The sequence below is a fragment of the Enterococcus caccae ATCC BAA-1240 genome, assembly GCF_000407145.1.
Classification (GTDB): domain Bacteria; phylum Bacillota; class Bacilli; order Lactobacillales; family Enterococcaceae; genus Enterococcus_L; species Enterococcus_L caccae.
This window is the reverse complement of sequence record NZ_KE136472.1, coordinates 269,310-289,292: the sequence shown is the minus strand read 5'-3', so window position 1 is coordinate 289,292 and position 19,983 is coordinate 269,310. Positions and strand designations below refer to the sequence as shown.

Here is a 19,983-nt window from a genome sequence, read left to right as displayed (position 1 = left end):
ATGTTATTACCTGGCGAACGAATCGATCAATTATTTGCAGATGATATTCAAATCATTCAAAGCAAAGAAGTTTTTTCATTTTCTATTGATGCAGTCTTATTAGCAAATTTCCCTGCATACCCCAAAAACGGTACCATCGTTGACCTTTGTGCTGGAAATGGTGCCGTTGGATTATTTGCAAGTCGTAAAACCAACGCTCAAATCACACAAATCGAACTGCAAGAACGTTTAGCAGATATGGGTAAAAGAAGTATTCAATTGAACCATTTAGACGAACAATTGACAATGGTAGAACTCGATTTAAAGCAAGCAACAACCGTGGTCAAACCTGACTCCGTCGATTTAGTTTTATGTAATCCACCTTATTTTAAGGAATTGCCGACAAGTCAAAAAAATCCTAACCCTCATTTAGCAATTGCACGTCATGAGATCCATACTACACTTACAGAGGTAATCGAAGTCTCCGCACAACTGCTAAAAACAAACGGTCGTTTAGCAATGGTCCATCGTCCCGATCGTTTTTTAGATATTTTACATGCAATGACATCAGCGAACATCGCTCCCAAACGCATTCGTTTTGTCTATCCTAAACCTGGAAAAGAAGCCAACACATTATTAATAGAGGGAATCAAGCAAGGGAAAAGAGAAGGGTTTCGTATATTACCTCCATTATTTACTTATGATGAACAAAATACATACTCACCAGAAATGAAGGCGATGCTATATGGAAACTGAGCATTATTTCTATGTTTTATATTGTAAAGATGACACTTTTTATGGCGGTTATACCACAGACCCTGAACGGCGTTTAAAAGAGCACAATAGTGGTACTGGAGCAAAATACACGCGGCTTCCTTCTCGTTTACCTGCCAAAATGATCCATACTGAAGTATTTAGCAACCGTAGCGAAGCAACCAAAGCAGAATATGCGTTTAAAAAATTAACGAGAAAACAGAAAATCACTTATTTGCAAGAACAGGGAGTTAAAGAATGGGATTAATAATGCGGCCATTCACTAACACAGATGCTGCTCAAATTTTCCTACCTTTAAAAAGAAACTTGTCAGAAATTATTATGAAGCAACTGGAAAAAAATGGTTTTCATCTCAGAGCAAATCGAAGTTCCTACAGCTAAATTAGCAGAAAAATCCTATTCCCTCTTAGTGTTTCAAATAAAAAACAATGATATAAGAGAAGATAAAAATGATTATATCCATATGAAAAAACAAATCGTCCAAAAAACGCAATCTGCTTCTTTCGACTGCGTTTTTTGGACGATTATCTATACTAGCTCTTGTTTGACCTTATAAAGTAAAAATAGTAAGAATGTACTATTAGCAACTAAAAATGGTATCATAAAATCCTTTAACAATAAACTTACCACGACCCAAGCAGCAAAATACAGAACACTTTTACTGATGAATGGTAAATAGTTATGCTCTCGTTTACTATAAATAATCATATTGGCAAGCGTTCCACCTAAGAAACAAACCAAACTTATTGCCAAACATAATGAAAAAAAGAGCGGTTGGATCTCACCATTCACATAATTTTCATATAAAACGATTGATAAGCCTAGACCCACAAAAATAAAATAATGAGAATGGATCAATACTAAACCCGCCGTTGATTTTTGCCGATCGATTCCTGACTTGTAAACTGCATTATAAAAAAGAAACATCACGACAACAAATAGAAAGAACAAAACACTACCAATACTTATCTTATTAAAAACAATCGTACTAGCTACAGCAATCACGGCTTCACCGAACAATAATAGTGTAAACAGACTATACCGTTCCGTCAAATGCCCAAAATTTGTAGGAAAATCCTCTAAAGCTTTTTTCATGACAATTGGGAAAAAGGCTGTGATAAAAATAGAAAACGCATACAAAGAAAAACGAATAGCATATGCTCCCCACGGTAAAATAGTAATAAATCCAATCAATCCACTTGCACATAAAACAATCGCTAATTGATAACATAACTTTTTTACCACAAGATCTTCGGTACTTTTCATTTTTAAATAATATTGTAAAGCGATACTGAAAAATAAAATCGAAGTCGCTCCCGCGAAGGTGAAATGTGTCTTCTCAAAATCAACATTGATCGATTGAGCCAAAACAATTACCCAAAACATATCAAAAAATAAAAATAATGCACTGATTTTATTTTTGATCGAAAAGCGATTAGCAAAAACTGTTTGATAGGTCCAAATGGTCCAAAAGACCAGTGTCAACATCAAAAATTCACCTAAACTTTGGAAAGAAAATAATTGATTTGCACCAACAAATAAAATTGATGCAATGCGACTAATTGCATAGGCAAAAATCAAATCATAAAACAGTTCGAACTCGGAAACCTCTTTTTTTAGCACCTGCATTCGATCACTTCCATTCTGATTGATAGTTATCGTCGTTCATTTTTATTATAATCGTGATTGCCTAGTTAATACAAAAATAGTGTCTTTTTGTCGTCAAAAAAACAAACCAAGAATAGAGGGGAACTCACCCGTTGATAAGTGTAGTGACCCCAAAAGGTTAGACCTAAAAATCTAACTTTTTGGGGTCGGTACAGGGTTTACCCTCTATTCTTAGTCTGTTTCTATTTATTCTACTATCTCTGCACCAAGTGTTTGTTTAAAATGCGTTAAAGCCCATTCATGTCCCACTGGATCAAAACTTGCAACAGAATTTTTATGGATAACAATTTTATAGCCTAAATTATAAGCGTCCACAGCCGTGTGTAGAACGCAAATATCTGTGCAAACACCGACTAAATGAACTTCTGAAATCTTTCTCTCTCGCAAACGAATATCTAAATCAGTTCCACTAAAAGCTGAATAATGACGTTTGTCAAGCCAATAAACATTTGCTTGTTCACGACTATCCTCATAAACTTTTGCAAGATTTCCATACAGTTTTCGACCGATCGTATCCGCGAGATTATGGGCTGGAAATAGAGCATTTTCTGGATGATAGGGATCATTTTGCTCGTGCCGATCAACCGCATAAACCACAAAATCTTTATTTTCAGTAAACATTTTAGTCACAGCAACGAGTGATTGCTCAATTGCTTGTCCTGCATCACCAGTCGTTAATGCCCCGTCCGTTGCAACAAAATCATTCGTATAATCAATTGAAATCAACGCTTTCATTCCAGATCCTCCAATTAGTATAATGGCCTAAACAAGGTGCTCTACAAAATGAATCACCATTTGAGCAGATTTTTCTCCTGCTTCTTCAATAAATTCATCAAACGTTTGAGAAGCTTCATGATCTGCAGTATCGCTAATCGCTCTAACCACTAAAAATGGAATATTGAATTGTGCTGCAGCTTGAGCGATAGCCGCGCCTTCCATCTCACACGCTAGCGCTTCTGGAAATTCAGTGATGATGTCCTTCACTTTTTCCTTATCATTCACAAAGGAATCTCCCGTTACAATCAATCCATGATGAATCGACATTCCTGTTTTTTCAGCAGCTTTTTTCATTTCTGATTTTAAATACTCGCTGGATTCATAATACAAAGGCATGCCAGGTAATTGGCCAAGTTCGTAGCCAAAGCCTGTCACATCTACATCGAAATAGGCTAGTTTATCTGCAATCACTACATCCCCAACCGCTAAACCTTTTCCAATACCACCAGCAGATCCTGTGTTGATCACCATGTTTACACCATATTGATGAATCAATAACGTCGTGGTTACAGCAGACAACACTTTGCCTATTCCAGAACGAACAACAATTACTTCGTGACGTCCCAAAGAACCTGAAATAAATAATGCACCTGCTCTTTCCCAAGATCGAGTATCAGATAACGCTTCTTTTAAAATTTTCACTTCTTGATCCATCGCACCGATAATTCCAATTTTCATTGTGACATCCTCTTCTCTATAAATTCAATACTATAAATATTACAATAGCTAACAAAATCGCCACAACAATGATCGCTTTAGTTAACGTATTACTGCGTTCACGAATTTTTGTTTGCTCATTTGAACGTGACTTGGTTATTTCTTTTTGTTTTTTATGCTCTTTTCGATAAAAATTAGAAATTTCTTTTTCCTTTTTACGGTACTCTTTGTCCGCTAATTTTTGTTCTTGCTCAAATAGTTTTTGTGCGGCTTTCTCTTCTTCTTCTTTTCGTTTCCGCAATTCCGTCCGAGTAATCAGCGGACCTTTACTCATTGTCCATCCTCCTTCAACAGCTTCTTCAGTTGTTGTAATTCCCAATATTGTACAGCAAAAATTGTTTTTGCATCACAAATCAAGCCACTTTCAATTTCTGCTTTTGCTTCATTTAAGGTTAAGGTATATAGTTCTAAAATTTCATCATCATCTTTAGGACGAGGATCGGGAACTTTTTGTAAATCTTCAGCATAATAAATATGAAGGAGTTCATTTGCAAAACCTGGAGAAACATACATAGATGTTACAAACGTAAATGTATCCGCACGATAACCAGTCTCTTCTTCCAATTCCCGTTCTGCAGTTTCTTTCGGATGATCCTGCTCACCAGGATCAATCTTTCCAGCTGGAATTTCTAGAAGGACTTTTTCCATTGGTTTACGAAATTGTTTAACCATGATCATCTTGTTATCTGCTGTAATCGGAATGACTGCCACAGCGCCAGGGTGGAAAACTAATTCTCTGGTACTTGTTTCACCGTTTGGTAAGCGGACTTCATCTAAAACAACGTCAATGATCTGACCTTTAAATATCTCTTTTCTAGAAATCGTCTTTTCTTCAAACTCTTTGAAGTTCATCATGCAGTTCACCAATCTTTCTATGGATATAATACCTCAATTTTGAAATTTTATCACTTATCGATCTTTTTGTGAATCCTTTATAGACCTTAAATAGAGATTTTTGCGATTATTTAAATCATTTCAGAAGAAATAGAGAGAAATAAAACTAAAATCAGTCTTACTACTCTCTAAATATCTTGATTTTTGATTCTTTTCTTATTTTTCCAATTCGACTAGAGAGTTCATGATTTTAATTAAATCAGCTTCATTAGCACTTTTCTTACTACCTAAAGTCCAACTGATACATTGTAAATAATGATCTTTTCCTTCCATTAAATCATAGATATAATAAACTTCAACGCCATCTTTAACCGCTGTAAACATACGGCGTTCTCCTTTTAAATCATGATAGCTAATCTCTTCCTTTTTTTCGTTTTTGGTCTCTCCCAAGTCAGATAAATCAACCGAGTTTTTGAACCCATCGAAGTTGTCAAAACCTTTTTTAGCTTCACTTAAAACCATGTAATATTCTTCATTAACGGCATTCTTCAAACTGACATCAGCATTATCACTCAACTCTTTTGCCTCAACTGTCTGCCAGCCATCTGTCATTTCTATTTTAAAATTGCCATTTTTAGTCTTAATAACTTCTATTTTGCCTTTTGGATCTTTAGGTTGTTCTTTAGGTTCTTCTGTCGCTGAAGTCTTTTCATCAACAGTATCATTTGTCGTTTTATCACGAGGTTCATAAAATACTTCATCGTCACCATATGAACTTGATTCCTCAATGCTTGAACTAGTTTGATCTCTAAAAACGTCGAAATCTTCTTCTTCCTCCACTTTATGTGAAGAACATCCTGTGACCAACAATCCTATTAAAAATATCGTTATGATTTTTATTTTCTTCACAATGTTTCTCCTTTTTACCAAAATCGTTATCTTCTATTATACATCACGTTTTTAATTTTTTCTCTTTTTTCTTTTGACTTTTTTGTGAACAATTTCATTCACACTACATCTAAAGTAGGAAAAAACACGATTTTCCCTTGCCAATTCTTACATTTTCTCTAAATATCAAAATCAACCTTTGGACTGATATTCTTTATACATAAGAATGTGCTAAAATAACTTATGTAGCGGAGGCTCGTCGCTTCCGATGGAATGAATGATTGGAGGGAACTTGAATGAGAAATAGAAACAGTATCAAAATAGTTGCAGGTTTACTTTTAATAGGTTTGATTTTGCGCCTTGTTACTGATATCCACACACCAGTTATTGCTGTGGTTCTTTTGATCGCACTGATTTTACTTTTTGTTGGGTCAAAGAAAAAAACGAGAAAAACGGAAAATCCATTACCTAATCTTACAAAAACCAAAGAAGAACACTATGCACAATTAGGGATGACCGATCAAGAGATCGACTTTTTCCGAGATACAATGAATAGTACTAAGAGACAAATCGTTCGATTACAAGAGAATATGAATGCCTCTACTAAATTAAGAGCAATCGATTTGCGTAATGATACATTAAAAGTTTCAAAAGCGCTCTTTAAAGAATTAGTGAAAGAACCAAAGAAATTGCATTTGGCCAATCACTTTCTGTACACGCATTTACCAAACTTAGTTGATTTAACGAGCAAGTACTTAGAAATAGACGCTCATGAGATTAAAAACAAACAAACATATGAAAAGTTAGAAGAAAGTGCGCAAATCATTGATCAAGTCTCAAAACTGATCAAAAAAGATTACGAACAGTTTGTAGCAGAAGATTTAGAAGACTTAGATGTTGAGATTTCTGTTGCTAAAAACAGCTTAAAAAGAGATAATGAAAGTAGTAATAATCAGGAATAGTCTGCAGAAATTTTGTAGCTACTATATGATCTAGCTTTACAGGCTAGCCACTACGCTCAGTTTCAATCTCATCAATTCAAAAGAATTAAAACTCTGAATATTGAGGTTTCCGAAAAAAGATAAAAATAAATAAGACAAATGCATATCCGTTATTTTTTATCTCTCTTTGTGTTGAATCTGATCAAGCTCTTTCAGCTTTTAAATTTAGGAGGACCAATAATGGAAAATAATCAAAAAGATGTAACACCAGTAAATGATACGCTGGATGATTTATTAAATAATCCCTTTTCAACGCCTGTTGATTCGCTGACAACAACGCAACAAAGTGAAATTTCTGCGCTGCAAGATCAGCAAGTAGCTGATCGCTTAGTCGATAAATTACCTGCAGACAGACAAGCTCAAGCAAGAGAACTTGCTTCAAAAATCGATGTTCAAGATTCGCAAGCTGTGATTACTTATGGCTCTGCCGCCCAAACGAAATTAAGTGAATTTTCGCAATCAATGTTAAACCATGTCCAAGCACAAGACATAGGCCCAGTTGGCGACTCTTTAACTGACTTAATGTACCGTTTAAGCGAAGCTAATCCTGATCAGCTTAGAGTTGGAGAAGGAAATTTCTTTTCAAAAATGCTTGGTAAGGTAAAACAATCAGTTTTCGAGATCACTGCTAAATATCAAAAAATCGGGGCCCAAATCGATAAAATATCGATAAAATTAGACCACGAAAAAAATGGTCTTTTGAAAGATAACTTAATGCTGGATCAATTATATAATAAAAATAAAGACTATTTTGATGCATTGAATATTTATATTGCGGCTGGCGAATTAAAAATGGAAGAATTACAAACCACGATCATCCCTGAGGCCATGAAAAAAGCTGAAGAATCTGGTGATCAAATGGATGTTCAAATTGCTAATGACTATACACAATTTTTAGACCGTTTAGATAAACGAACGCATGATTTACGTTTAGCACGTCAAATCACGATCCAACAAGCACCTCAAATTCGTTTGATTCAAAATACAAATCAAGCTTTGGCAGAAAAAATTCAAGCATCTATCAACACCGCAATTCCACTTTGGAAAAACCAAGTAGTGATTGCTTTGACACTTTTACGTCAAAAAGATGCGGTTACTGCGCAACGTCAAGTTTCTGAAACAACGAATGACCTGTTAAAGAAAAATTCTGAAATGCTGAAAATCTCTGCAATCGAAACAGCTAAAGAAAATGAGCGCGGGATCGTTGACATCGAAACTCTACAAAAAACACAAAATGATTTAGTTGAAACAATCCAAGAAACCTTGAGAATTCAGCAAGAAGGTAAAGAAAAACGCCGTGCTGCTGAAATCGAATTGGGTCATATGGAACAAGATTTAAAGAGTAAATTATTAGAGCTCACTCAATAATAAACTAAAAATAGAGAAGGCCGGGATGTGACTCGTAGAGTTATGTCCCAGCCTCCTCTATTTTCTTTTTTTGGATTTATTATGAAGAATGAAAAGAAGTTTAACTTTACTTTCTGATTCTAAAAACAAATGAGTATGAGAGGTATTTATTACGAGCATCAGTCTACAATAATTGAACTCCCCTTAGTTATTTTCTATCTGACTTATCATAGGAAAAACTGGGATAAATGCGCCTAGCTCGTATAAGTAAGTAGAGACTATCCAACATCCGTTCGTCATTCACTTTTTTCACCCAATAACTACGTAAAAATGGTTGAAAAATCATGACTCACTTATTTCCAGATTGCTCCTTTCTATCTCAAGCTCTTATTGATGAACAAAAATAAATCTGACTATGTAATGAGCAACCAGGATTAAATAAATGCCCGCAATTTAAACATTTAGCATGCTCTTGATAGTCTTTGGCTGTCATTTCACTTTGACAAACACCGCAAAGAACTATTTTTTCATTTGAATCCTTTGAGATTGGCCAAGCTGAAAAAAGATGGTCTTCTAGTTCATCATGACAATGAAAACAAGCATAATATTTTTTACAAAAATAGCATTTATTGGCCACGATATCCACGGACGATTGATAATGCAGGCATCGTCCTTCATTATCAATCGTTGCACCATATATTTTCATCCATTTACTCTCCTTTGACTAAGAGATTTTGAAATTCTTTGTGCTATAAAAGCAGTTAAAAACGCTTTGACCGTATCTCCTGGGATAAATGTTAGATTCGCTATCAAACTTTTTGATAAACTCATATCAGATAATAGCGTCATCCCAATTGCTCCACAAAGATCAATAAATAATGCACCAAAAACGAAGCTGATTCCAAAAGCATATATAACGTTTTGATTATTAGGATTGAACTTTTCATTTGCCCAACCTATTAAAAACGTTGCAAAAGGATAGGCAAAAAGATACCCCGCTGTAATCCCAAGAAAAACCGTGACCCCTCCTCGTCCTCCAGCCAGTACAGGAAAACCAATAGCTACAAGTACTAGGAAAAGCAATGTTGCAATCGTTCCATTCTTTTTTCCCAGTAGCAAACCACTAAGCATAAATCCGGCATTTTGAATCACAATAGGTACTGGTAGTAAACCAATTGGTATCGGCGGAAAAAATCCTAGAACAATAATAATACTAATCATAATAGCGATTTTCGTGATATCTTTCGTTTTCATTCGTTCTCTCCAAACTATTAATAATATTTTATAATTTTAAAATACTATGTTACACCACTAATGTCAACCTCTTTTTTTTTATAGTTAACTAAAATAAAAAATATCTATTTATTGATTCAATGGTTCTATTCATATTGTTCACACCTTGTTATGAAGTTTTATTACAAACAACTCTTGGAGAAAGAAAATCCTATCATTATTCATCTGTATGTCTATAGATTTTATCCGAACAATATTCCCTTTTTCTTTCACGAACTCATAGTCTTTAGTTGTTTTTCTTGTTGATAATGATACAATAAAGTAAAAAGTACTTTTATCTAATGTAGAGAGGATGAATAACTTGACATACTTTAATTCTAAGGAAGAAGAAAAACAATATTACGAACAACAAGCGGATGAAGCTAAGTTTTTGACATGGTACCATCAACAAGAACTTCCTGAATACGAAAAACCTTCTCTGACTGTAGATATTGTATTGATGTGCTATAACAAAGAAGAAGATCAATTAAAAATCCTACTAATCAAAAGAAAAGGTCATCCCTATCAAAATTCATGGGCTTTACCTGGTGGGTTTGTAAATCGAAATGAATCCACTGGAGAAAGTGTTCTACGAGAGACACAAGAAGAAACTGGCGTAATTATTTCTAAAGATAATATTGAACAACTTCATAGTTTTAGCCGACCTGATCGTGATCCACGTGGCTGGGTCGTGACTGTTAGCTATCTAGCCTTTATTGGTGAAGAGCCGTTAATAGCTGGCGATGATGCAAAAGAAGTTCGCTGGTTTACAATGGATCGAAAAGAAAATATCCTAGCTCTTACTAATGGTGATGTGGAAATTATTCTAGATCTCAACACAGGAGCTTCGACTGGGAAAGATACTCTAGCTTTTGACCATAGTGAAATCATTCTAAAAGCATTCAATCGAGTAGCCAATAAAATGGAGCATGATCCCCAAGTACTTCAAGTTTTAGGCAATGACTTTACAATCACAGAAGCACGCAAAGTTTTTGCTAAGTTTTCTGGTGTGGATTACAAAACGATCGATCACTCCAACTTTAAAAAAGCAATGCTCCATCACTTTGAAGAGATTGGGGAACGGCCTGTAGGGATTGGTCGACCTTCAAAAATATATCAGTTGAGACCAGAAGATTCATACAAAAAATAATTACCAATAAGAAGGGACAATAATATGGTTGTCTATTTAAGAAAAGCTGTACCCAACGATCTTAATAAAATCATGGAAATTATTACCTCTGCAAGACAACTCCTCCATGATAAAAATATTCCGCAGTGGCAAAATGGTGATGGTCCCAGTAAAGAGCAACTAGAGCAAGATATCTTAGTTCAACAATGTTATGTATTAATTGTTGACCATGAAATAGCAGGTCTGGGGATTCTTTCAACTGATATTGAACTCCCTTATGAACAAATCACAAATGGCCAGTGGCAAAAAACTAATCAACCTTATGCGACAATCCATCGTGTAGCTCTTGATCCAAACTATCAAGGTAATGGTTTAGCGTTGCTTTTAATGAATTACCTCATTACAACTGCTAGACTAAATAACTATCTAGATGTTCGAATCGACACACACCCCAAAAATGACACAATGCAACGACTAATAAAAAAAGCAGGTTTCAACTATCAAGGAGAAATTTTATTACCCGTTCTGGATGGTGATCGAATCGCATATCAATTGATACTAAGCTAACTAAAAGCACTGAAACAAATCATAGGACATTTGTTTCAGTGTTTTTAGTTATTGGACCTTTCTTATTCTTCTAGCTATAAAAAAAGCCTTTACTAACTAGTTTTTTTCGTATTAAACATAGTTGCTAATTATTCACTGGATGTCAGTTTTACGATAAAGTAAGAGGATGGAATAAAACTAGACATCCGTTTTGCTCCATCCTCATTAATATTTATTTTACAAGCTGCTTTGCAATAAAACTTGAATATTTCACTTGACCATCTACATTCGGATGAACCCGATCATCGTAAAACCATTCATCATGTTCGTTGCTATAACCATACCAGTCAATAACTTCCAGATTTTTATATTTCTTTTTCATCGTTTCCAACATAGCATTGACCTCATTTTGCCATCTACGTGTTGGGACACGAACATTGATCCAATAAACTTTTCGTTTAGAACCGATTGCTGTCATGAACTCATCAAATTGAGCCTCAGTAAAGGAACCATTCGTTCCAAGACCAACTAAAACGTTCTCTTTTAATAACTTTTCTTTATCTAATTTTTCAATAATCGGTGTACTCGTATAAAGTTGTCTGCCGACTTCACCATCAACGATTAATTTAGGAAAAATTTCTTGCAATCCAGCTGCAGCATCTAAAATGACCGAATCTCCAAAAGCAGTGATTTCCATTTCTTGTGCTTTTTTAACTTCTTCCACCGTTAAATCGAAGTTAGTTTCTGGTACTTGAGTTGATCGACTTGTTGAATCTGAAGTTTTACCTTCATTTTTGGCTTTTTCTTCAGCTTTTCTTTGCTCTGCCTTCTTTTTATTTGTTTCAATATTCTTTTGTAGTTGCTTTTGGTCAGCAGTTACTTCATTTGAAGGTGCAATAGCAAGAGCAAAAAGAGCAAAACAAGACAAAACTACACTAATCAACGCGGTAATCTTTGGTACAGTGACCCACGGTTTGCGGAAAAAATCTTTAATAGCAAACCAAGTGTATTGATAATAAAATTTCCCTAGGGGTTTTTCAATAAATCGATATGACAATTCACTGATTCCTAAAATCAAGGCAATCTCAATCAATGAATGTAAAAATACATGATCGCTCAAATTCTTTATCTTCGCTTCATAAAAGATCATAACAGGAAATTGATATAGATAAATCCCATAACTTCTTTTTCCAAACCAGGTAAATACAGGATTCGTTAACCAACGATTCAAATCAGCCCCTGGATGAGCTGTGACTGCCACTAGAATCGTAGCAAAAATACTGACAATAAACATTCCGCCGTAATAAACAAAAGCTAGATGGTCTGCTAAAAACAAGAAGGACATCAAGATGACAACTAATGAGGCAATGCCCACTCCATTTAGTAAGTTCTTGGCCTTTACTGGAATTTCCTCTTTCAAACGAAAACTAGGCCAAACAAAAGCTAATCCACTTCCCATTAAGATTGAAAATAGTCTTGTGTCCGTTCCATAGTAAACTCTTGTTGGATCTGCACCTGGAGTGTACAACACTGCCATCAAGATACCCGATCCGACTGCCATGGCCATAATCAAACCAACTATTTTACCGCTGTGTTTCACGTACTTTTTAAGAACAATAAATAACAAAGGCCATATCAAATAATTCTGTGCCTCAACGGCTAGTGACCAGATATGTGTAAAGGGAGACTGTGTTGTAAATCGATCAAAATAGGAAAACCCTCTAAATATCTGCCACCAATTATTATAGTACAATACACTGCTGGCAAACACACTACGTAAATTATTGAGTAAATCTTGCTGGAAAAATACAATATAGGCTGAAGCTGCTACCAGCATGGCAACTAAGCCTGGATAGAGCCGTTTCATACGGCGAATATAAAAACTTTTGATATCGATTGTTTCAGTTTGTAACCATTCTTGCCTAAGTAAATCAGTAATTAAATAACCAGAGACTGCAAAAAAGATAGGGACACCTAAATAGCCCCCGTGCATTATATTAGGGAACAAGTGATACAGAATCACGCCAACAACCGCAATCGTTCGAATCCCATCGAACCCGGTAATATAACGGCGATTTTCTAATCTTTTATTATTATTCATTTATATTTTCCAACTTTACTAATATTCTTTTTTATTTTTCGAGTAAATTTTAACAAAGGATGCATGATTAAAATGATAGGTGATAGAAAAAATAAGTCGTGTTTGACCAGAAAAAGGTGGTCTGTTGAAGTGTAAAAAAATTTCTATCGGGCTCATGATCTTTGACGGTCGGTGTTTTTCTGACCGAATTAATGTAGTAAGTTAAATATACGTTCTTTCTTGTAAAATGGCAAGAACTCTCTCTCCATTTTTTTCTTTTTTAAGTAAATTTTAGACAATTTTTTTTATACAAAAAAATTGAATAATTTACAAGAAGTTACTCAAGTAAATTATCCAATCTCAGCTAACATGTTGCCTTGTTATTTACGATCTATTTTTCAATGTCCAAACAACGCAAGTTCATCTATACTGACCTCCACAGAAAAATAGCCGTTCCTGTTTGATTTCCTCTTAAAGTGAGACTGCTGTTTTTAGTGAAGCTAGTGTTTCAATCTAAAACCTCAGACTTGATCGGTCAGTTAATGGCTCTTCAACTATTCCTTGATTATTTGGGATTCTTTAATGTAGCATTCACGCTTCACCAGTAGTTGTTTACCGTATTTTTAATAGTTAAACAAGTAGTGCATACAATGATGGATTATCGCTAAGATCAATGTATTTTGGATCAAATGCTACCATTTTTTGTAGTAAATTCGGTAGTTCTTCTTTATCTTGTAGTAAAATTCCCAAAACAACTGGCCCAGTACCACGGTTAACTTTTTTTGTATATTCAAAACGGGTAATATCATCATTTGGTCCTAAAATATCTGTTACAAATTCTCTCAATGCGCCTGGACGTTGAGGAAAGTTTATGACGAAATAATGTTTCAACCCTTCAAAGATCAATGAACGTTCTTCAATTTCTTCCATACGATTAATATCATTATTGCCTCCACTGATGATACAAACCACATTTTTCCCTCTAATATCGTCTTTAATCAACTCTAAAGCTGAGACACTTAACGCACCAGCTGGTTCTACAACGATTGCTTGTTTGGTATAGAGTTCTAAAATCGTTGAGCACACTTGTCCTTCATCAACGGCCACCAGTTCATCAACATACTCAAGCGCGTGTTCATACGTTAAATTTCCAACTTGCTTAACTGCTGCTCCATCAACAAATTTTTCCACACTATCTAGCATTACTGGTTTGCCTTCATCAAATGCAGCCCGCATTGATTGAGCACCAAGTGGTTCTACGCCAATTACAGCTGTGGTAGGACTGACACTTTTGGTATAGGTTGAAACTCCACTAACTAATCCACCACCGCCGATTGCTGCTAATAAGTAATCTACTTGAAATTCAGATTCTTTTGCTTCTTGAAATACTTCAACTGCCACAGTTCCTTGCCCAGCCATAATATTTAAATCATTAAAAGGATCAATAAATGCTTGGTTATTGGTTTGGGCATATTCTTTGGCCGCTTTTGCAGAAGCATCAAAAGTATCTCCAATCAATTTTACAGTTACTTCATCTCCTCCAAAAAATTTTACTTGAGAAATTTTTTGTTGAGGTGTTGTCGTTGGCATAAAAATCGTAGCAGCAACTTTCATTTCATGACAAGTAAATGCTACTCCTTGAGCATGGTTTCCTGCACTAGCACAAACAACACCATTTTTTAACATATCATGAGGAGTTTGTTTAATCGCATAATACGCCCCTCTTAATTTGAATGAACGAACTTTTTGTAAATCTTCTCTTTTTAAATAAACATTGCATTGATATTTTTGCGATAGATACAAATCGTACTGTAATGGTGTTTTCGTTACTACATCTTTTAGCGTATCGTATGCTTCTTCAACTTTTGCTTTTGTTAGTTTCAACAAATTCTCCCCACCTTTATTATGTAATAAAAAAAGAGACTGAGATGGAAGCATTCAGCTAGTTTCTCAGCCTCTTGTTTAGTTTCTAATTTAGTCTTCTCTTGAAACGAAAGGCATCATTTTACGTAATTCTGCTCCAACTTTTTCAATTGGGTGTCCAGCATTTTCTTTACGCATTTGATTAAATTCTTTAAAACCATTTTTGTTATCATCGATAAATCCTTTAGCAAATTTGCCATTTTGGATATCTGTTAAAACGTCTTTCATATTCGCTTTTGTTTCTGCTGTAACAACGCGAGGACCTGAAACGTAATCACCGTATTCTGCAGTATTTGAGATAGAGTTACGCATTTTCTCAAATCCTCCTTCATAAATAAGGTCAACGATCAATTTCAATTCGTGGCATACTTCAAAATATGCTAATTCTGGTTGGTAACCTGCTTCTGTCAGTGTTTCAAATCCAGCTTCAATCAAGCTTGTTAAACCACCACATAATACTGCTTGTTCACCAAATAGATCTGTTTCTGTTTCTTCTTTAAATGTTGTCTCTAATACACCAACACGTGTTGCACCGATTCCTTTAGCATATGATAAGGCTACATCACTCGCTTTGCCTGTTGCATCTTGATATACTGCAAATAATGCTGGTACCGCAAATCCTTCTGTAAAAGTACGGCGAACAAGGTGGCCTGGTCCTTTAGGAGCAACTAAGAAAACATCCACATCTTTTGGTGGGGTAATTACATCAAAATGAATATTGAAACCATGACCAAATGCTAACGCATTGCCAGCTTCTAAGTTTGGTGCAATCTCTTTGTCATAAAGATCTCCTTGAATTTCGTCAGGAGCTAAAATCATGACTACATCTGCTTTTTTAGATGCTTCTTCAACTGATAATACATCAAAACCATCATTACGAGCAGCTTCTGCTGATTTTCCTTCACGAATTCCGATGATTACTTGATTACCATTATCTCTAAGGTTTTGCGCATGTGCATGTCCTTGTGAACCGTAACCAATAATTGCGATTGTTTTTCCTTCTAATTGATTGTTTTCTACTGAGTTATCATAATATACTTTTGCCATTGTTGAACCCTCCAAATTTTTTATGCTTATAAGCGTATGCTTTAAGACCCGTTTTTAGTTGTTTCCTCTAGTAAAACCTGTAACACCTGTTCGCGCTAGTTGTTTGATGCCATATGGTGCAACAACATCAACGAACGCACTGATTTTTTCACTGGTACCTGTGACTTGAATCACTACAGAGCGTGTACCGACATCGATAACATTTGCTCTAAATGGATCGATCACTGAAAATAGTTCAGCTCGAACGGCTGCGGGGGCATTTACTTTAACCAATGCTAATTCTCTTTCTAAATGCGGCTCATCCGTAATATCAGAGACCTTGATTACATCAATTTGTTTATTTAATTGCTTGATCACTTGTTCTGCTTCGTTCAAATCTGCGACTTGGACCACAATCGTGATTCGTGATACATTGTCTAATTCTGTTGGTCCAACAGAAATACTGTCTATATTAACTTGCCTACGTGTTAATACTCCACTAAAGCGATTTAGAACACCGGAATTATTATTGACTGTTGCGGTAATGATACGTCTCATCTTAGTCCACCCCCAGCATCTGATAATTTGCTTTTCCCGCAGGAACCATCGGTAATACATGTTCCGTCGGTGAAACCATCACTTCAATCAAAATGGGACCAGTTTCCTTAAAAGCTTCCACCAAGTCCGACTCAACAGTTGCTGGATCCTCAAGTCTAACACCTTTGATATGATAGGCTTCTGCCATTTTTACAAAGTCCGGCTGAGTTTCGAAAACTGATTCTGAACGGCGCTCATTGAAAAAACTTTCCTGCCATTGGCGAACCATTCCTAAAGATTGATTGTTTAAAATCACGATTTTGATTGGAATATTATAAATATTTAAAATAGCTAATTCTTGATTTGTCATTTGGAATCCACCATCACCAACAAAAAGAACGACTTCTTTCTCTGGACAGCCCAGTTTTGCACCGATTGCAGCAGGAACACCGTAGCCCATTGTCCCTAGTCCACCACTTGTTATTAGTTGCTTCTCATTTTTAAATGGATAAAACTGCGCTGCCCACATTTGGTGCTGACCTACATCCGTTGCTACAATCGCTTCTCCGTTAGTCAACTCCCCAATGAACTCAATTACTTTCTGAGGTTTGATTTCCACGCTTTGTTCATTATCATATTTGAACGGATGTAATCTTTTTCTGGAAAGATTTAGTTTTTTCCAATCAGTTGTATCGATACATTCTGCGTCAATTTTCAGCATTTCTTTTAAGGTCTCTTTGGCATCGGCCACGATCGGAATTTGAGTATCTATAATTTTACCGATTTCTGCTGGGTCAATATCCACATGGGCAATAATTGCATTTGAAGCAAATTCTTTTGGTGCACTGGCTAATCGATCATCAAAACGAGAACCAATATTGATTAGCAAATCGCAATCTGTCAATGCCATGTTAGCTGCAAATGAGCCATGCATTCCACCCATTCCTAAGAATAATTCATTGTCAGTCGGAACAGCCCCTAATCCTAGTAAAGAACTCAATGCTGGCACTTGGTATCTATTAATAAATTCTACTAATTCTTTACCAGCATCCGCATGTAAAACACCTGCACCAACCAATACTAAAGGTTTTTTAGCCTTAGTTAGAGCCTCCATGAGTTTTTTTACTTGAAGTTTGTTTGGTTTTACGGTTGGCTGATAGCTTGGCAAGTTCAACTTTACATCAGTTTCTACGTCCGTTTCCATTATCGTTATGTCTTTTGGCAAATCGATTACAACAGGTCCTTTTCTACCCGTTGTTGCGATGTGAAAGGCCTCTTCTATAATTCTTGGTAGTTCTTTAGTCTCTCGAACTTGATAATTATTTTTAGTAATCGGCATCGTCAATCCAATCACATCTGCCTCTTGAAACGCATCCTTTCCAATACCATCCGTAATCACTTGACCTGTGAAAACAACCAATGGAATCGAATCGCTCATCGCATCTGCAATGCCTGTGATCGCATTTGTAGCACCAGGTCCACTTGTTACAATCACAACGCCAGGTTTACCAGTCGCTTTGGCGTAACCTTCTGCCGCATGAACGGCTCCTTGTTCATGGCGAGTCAAGATATGAGGAATATCACCGTCATACAAGGCATCATATAAAGGAAGAACTGCTCCACCGGGATAACCAAAAATCATTTCTACCTGTTGCTTCAACAACGCATCAATCAAAATTTTTGAACCATTTTTCATTTTTCTCTGTTGTTCTGCCATGAGCTTCCCTCCTCTAGTCTAGCAAATCTTCTGGAATCTGCATGATTCCTCCTGTATGTGCTGAAGTCACTAATGCCGTATAACGAGCTAGGTATCCTGTTTTCACCTTCGCTTTGAATTGCGGCAATTGGTCATTTCTTTTTGCCAATTCTTCATCAGACACATGTAATTCTAACGTTCGGTTTATTAAATCAATTTCGATTTCATCACCGTCTCTAACTAATGCGATTGGACCACCCGCAGCAGCTTCTGGTGAAATATGTCCTACAGCAATTCCTCGTGTTGCGCCTGAAAAACGACCATCCGTAATCAAAGCAACGTCTTTCCCTAAACCACGGCCCACAATACTTGATGTTGGAGCAAGCATTTCAGGCATGCCTGGACCACCTTTTGGTCCTTCATAACGAATCACGACAACATGCCCTTTTTTGACAGTATGATCATCGATTGCAGCTACGGCTTCATCATGAGAACTGAAGCAAATCGCTTTACCTACAAATTTTTTAATTGAAGGGTCCACTCCGCCAACTTTGATGACACTGCCTTTTGGTGCAATATTTCCATAAAGGATCGATAAGCCGCCAACCGGGCTATACGGATTTTCTTTTGGATGAATAACTTCTTCATTTTTGATCACTGCATCCTGAACATTTTCCCGAATTGTTTTCCCAGTAACGGTAATTCGGTCTGGATGAATCGCGTCTCCTAAATCAACCAGTTCTTTCATAATAGCTGGAACACCTCCAGCTTCATGAACATCATGCATTGAATACGCAGATGATGGCGCTATTTTAGAAAGATAGGGAACGCGCTCCGCAATTGCATTAACTTCTTCCAGGTTATAATCAATCTCAGCTTCATTAGCAATTGCTAAAGTATGCAATACAGTATTTGTAGAACCGCCCATTGCCATATCTAATGCAAAAGCATCATCAATAGCTTCTTTCGTAATAATATCTCTTGGTTTGATTTGTTTTTTAACTAGATCCATTAAATGAAAAGCAGATTGTCTAACCAATTCTCTACGTTCATCTGATACTGCTAAAATCGTGCCATTTCCAGGAAGAGCCATTCCTAATACTTCCATCAAACAATTCATAGAATTGGCAGTAAACATGCCAGCACATGACCCACAAGTCGGACAAGCATTTTGTTCCATAAAATTAAATTCTTCCTCAGTCATTTTGCCTTCTTTAAAGGTACCAACTGCTTCAAACATGTTCGATAATGTCGTGGTATGTCCTCTTGGATCAACACCTGCTTTCATCGGTCCACCAGAACAAAAAATTGCTGGAACATTGGTTCGAACACTAGCCATCAACATTCCTGGAGTAATTTTGTCACAGTTTGGAATGTAAAAAACACCATCGAACCAATGAGCATTAATCACAGTTTCTGCAGCATCCGCAATGATTTCTCTGCTTGGCAATGAATAACGCATACCGATATGTCCCATAGCAATGCCATCATCAACACCGATCGTATTGAATTCAAAAGGAATACCTCCTGCTTCACGGATCGCTTCTTTTGCGACATCAGCCAGCTCTCTTAAATGCACATGACCTGGAACAATATCGATATAAGAATTGCAAATTGCAATAAATGGTTTGTTCATATCTTTAGCATTTTTTACCTGTCCAGTTGCATAAAGCAAACTTCTAGCCGGGGCAGCTTCTATCCCCTTTTTGATTTGGTCACTACGCATTTTTCATCCACTCCAATTCTGTTATCATCAAAAGAACATATTTATTTTTCTTATGATTTTTTT

At 36.1% G+C, this 19,983-nt stretch carries 20 protein-coding genes; 6 read left to right on the top strand and 14 right to left on the bottom strand.

What is annotated here, in order from left to right:
* Window positions 1-735: a tRNA1(Val) (adenine(37)-N6)-methyltransferase gene (locus I580_RS01305; protein ID WP_010773122.1), complete on the top strand. Its 735-nt coding sequence runs from the start codon at window positions 1-3 to the stop codon at window positions 733-735.
* A complete protein-coding gene (locus I580_RS01300; RefSeq protein WP_010773123.1) occupies window positions 725-1,000 on the top strand; it encodes a GIY-YIG nuclease family protein in 276 nt (91 codons plus the stop codon). Before I580_RS01305 ends, I580_RS01300 begins: the two co-directional genes overlap by 11 nt.
* 281 nt (window positions 1,001-1,281) lie before the next feature.
* On the opposite strand, the gene I580_RS01295 is transcribed toward I580_RS01300, so the two are convergent.
* From I580_RS01295 to I580_RS01270, 6 genes are all read right to left on the bottom strand, one after another.
* Window positions 1,282-2,382, bottom strand: a complete 1,101-nt coding sequence (locus tag I580_RS01295; RefSeq protein WP_010773126.1) for a low temperature requirement protein A — start codon at window positions 2,380-2,382, stop codon at window positions 1,282-1,284.
* Window positions 2,383-2,607: 225 nt separating this feature from the next.
* Complete coding sequence (locus tag I580_RS01290) at window positions 2,608-3,156, bottom strand: cysteine hydrolase family protein (RefSeq protein ID WP_010773127.1); 549 nt, start codon at window positions 3,154-3,156, stop codon at window positions 2,608-2,610.
* 27 nt (window positions 3,157-3,183) lie between these two features.
* Window positions 3,184-3,876 (bottom strand): 5'-methylthioadenosine/adenosylhomocysteine nucleosidase, encoded by a 693-nt coding sequence (locus I580_RS01285; protein ID WP_010773128.1) that lies wholly within the window; start codon window positions 3,874-3,876, stop codon window positions 3,184-3,186.
* Window positions 3,877-3,892: 16 nt separating this feature from the next.
* Window positions 3,893-4,189 (bottom strand): cell wall synthase accessory phosphoprotein MacP, encoded by a 297-nt coding sequence (gene macP / locus I580_RS01280; RefSeq protein ID WP_010773129.1) that lies wholly within the window; start codon window positions 4,187-4,189, stop codon window positions 3,893-3,895.
* Window positions 4,186-4,770: an NUDIX domain-containing protein gene (locus tag I580_RS01275; protein ID WP_010773130.1), complete on the bottom strand. Its 585-nt coding sequence runs from the start codon at window positions 4,768-4,770 to the stop codon at window positions 4,186-4,188. The genes macP and I580_RS01275 overlap by 4 nt, the downstream gene beginning before the upstream one ends.
* A 195-nt stretch (window positions 4,771-4,965) precedes the next feature.
* On the bottom strand, window positions 4,966-5,658 hold the full coding sequence (locus tag I580_RS01270) for a hypothetical protein (RefSeq protein WP_010773131.1): 693 nt from the start codon (window positions 5,656-5,658) through the stop codon (window positions 4,966-4,968).
* 275 nt (window positions 5,659-5,933) lie between these two features.
* Here I580_RS01270 and I580_RS01265 point away from each other — a divergent pair, with 275 nt between their 5' ends.
* Together I580_RS01265 and I580_RS01260 are read left to right on the top strand one after the other, a co-directional pair.
* Window positions 5,934-6,599 carry a 5-bromo-4-chloroindolyl phosphate hydrolysis family protein gene (locus tag I580_RS01265; protein ID WP_010773132.1) on the top strand — a complete coding sequence of 222 codons (666 nt, stop codon included), beginning with the start codon at window positions 5,934-5,936 and terminating at the stop codon, window positions 6,597-6,599.
* A 219-nt stretch (window positions 6,600-6,818) separates the two neighbouring features.
* A complete protein-coding gene (locus I580_RS01260; RefSeq protein WP_010773133.1) occupies window positions 6,819-8,006 on the top strand; it encodes a toxic anion resistance protein in 1,188 nt (395 codons plus the stop codon).
* A 358-nt stretch (window positions 8,007-8,364) separates the two neighbouring features.
* Here the strand turns inward: I580_RS01260 and I580_RS01255 are convergent, their stop codons facing one another.
* Together I580_RS01255 and I580_RS01250 are read right to left on the bottom strand one after the other, a co-directional pair.
* Complete coding sequence (locus I580_RS01255; RefSeq protein WP_010773134.1) at window positions 8,365-8,691, bottom strand: CHY zinc finger protein; 327 nt, start codon at window positions 8,689-8,691, stop codon at window positions 8,365-8,367.
* Window positions 8,688-9,239 (bottom strand): biotin transporter BioY, encoded by a 552-nt coding sequence (locus I580_RS01250; RefSeq protein WP_010773135.1) that lies wholly within the window; start codon window positions 9,237-9,239, stop codon window positions 8,688-8,690. Before I580_RS01250 ends, I580_RS01255 begins: the two co-directional genes overlap by 4 nt.
* Window positions 9,240-9,579: 340 nt before the next feature.
* On the opposite strand from I580_RS01250, the gene I580_RS01245 reads away from it, so the two are divergent.
* Together I580_RS01245 and I580_RS01240 are read left to right on the top strand one after the other, a co-directional pair.
* Window positions 9,580-10,407, top strand: coding sequence for an NUDIX domain-containing protein (locus I580_RS01245; RefSeq protein WP_010773136.1), 828 nt, complete (start codon window positions 9,580-9,582; stop codon window positions 10,405-10,407).
* Window positions 10,408-10,431: 24 nt separating this feature from the next.
* Complete coding sequence (locus I580_RS01240; RefSeq protein WP_010773137.1) at window positions 10,432-10,953, top strand: GNAT family N-acetyltransferase; 522 nt, start codon at window positions 10,432-10,434, stop codon at window positions 10,951-10,953.
* A 211-nt stretch (window positions 10,954-11,164) separates the two neighbouring features.
* Here I580_RS01240 and I580_RS01235 read toward each other — a convergent pair whose 3' ends face one another.
* The 6 genes from I580_RS01235 to ilvD form a co-directional block, all read right to left on the bottom strand.
* Window positions 11,165-13,033, bottom strand: a complete 1,869-nt coding sequence (locus tag I580_RS01235) for an acyltransferase family protein (RefSeq protein ID WP_010773138.1) — start codon at window positions 13,031-13,033, stop codon at window positions 11,165-11,167.
* Between the two features lie 609 nt (window positions 13,034-13,642).
* Window positions 13,643-14,896, bottom strand: coding sequence for a threonine ammonia-lyase IlvA (ilvA, locus tag I580_RS01230; protein ID WP_034860484.1), 1,254 nt, complete (start codon window positions 14,894-14,896; stop codon window positions 13,643-13,645).
* Window positions 14,897-14,986: 90 nt separating this feature from the next.
* The gene (ilvC, locus tag I580_RS01225; protein WP_010773140.1) at window positions 14,987-15,982 is read right to left on the bottom strand and encodes a ketol-acid reductoisomerase; all 996 of its coding nucleotides are present in this window, start codon (window positions 15,980-15,982) and stop codon (window positions 14,987-14,989) included.
* 54 nt (window positions 15,983-16,036) lie between these two features.
* Complete coding sequence (gene ilvN / locus I580_RS01220; protein ID WP_010773141.1) at window positions 16,037-16,519, bottom strand: acetolactate synthase small subunit; 483 nt, start codon at window positions 16,517-16,519, stop codon at window positions 16,037-16,039.
* A gap of 1 nt (window position 16,520) precedes the next feature.
* Window positions 16,521-18,215: a biosynthetic-type acetolactate synthase large subunit gene (gene ilvB / locus I580_RS01215; protein ID WP_010773142.1), complete on the bottom strand. Its 1,695-nt coding sequence runs from the start codon at window positions 18,213-18,215 to the stop codon at window positions 16,521-16,523.
* Window positions 18,216-18,228: 13 nt separating this feature from the next.
* A complete protein-coding gene (gene ilvD / locus I580_RS01210) occupies window positions 18,229-19,920 on the bottom strand; it encodes a dihydroxy-acid dehydratase (RefSeq protein ID WP_010773143.1) in 1,692 nt (563 codons plus the stop codon).
* Between the last annotated feature and the right edge of the window lie 63 nt (window positions 19,921-19,983).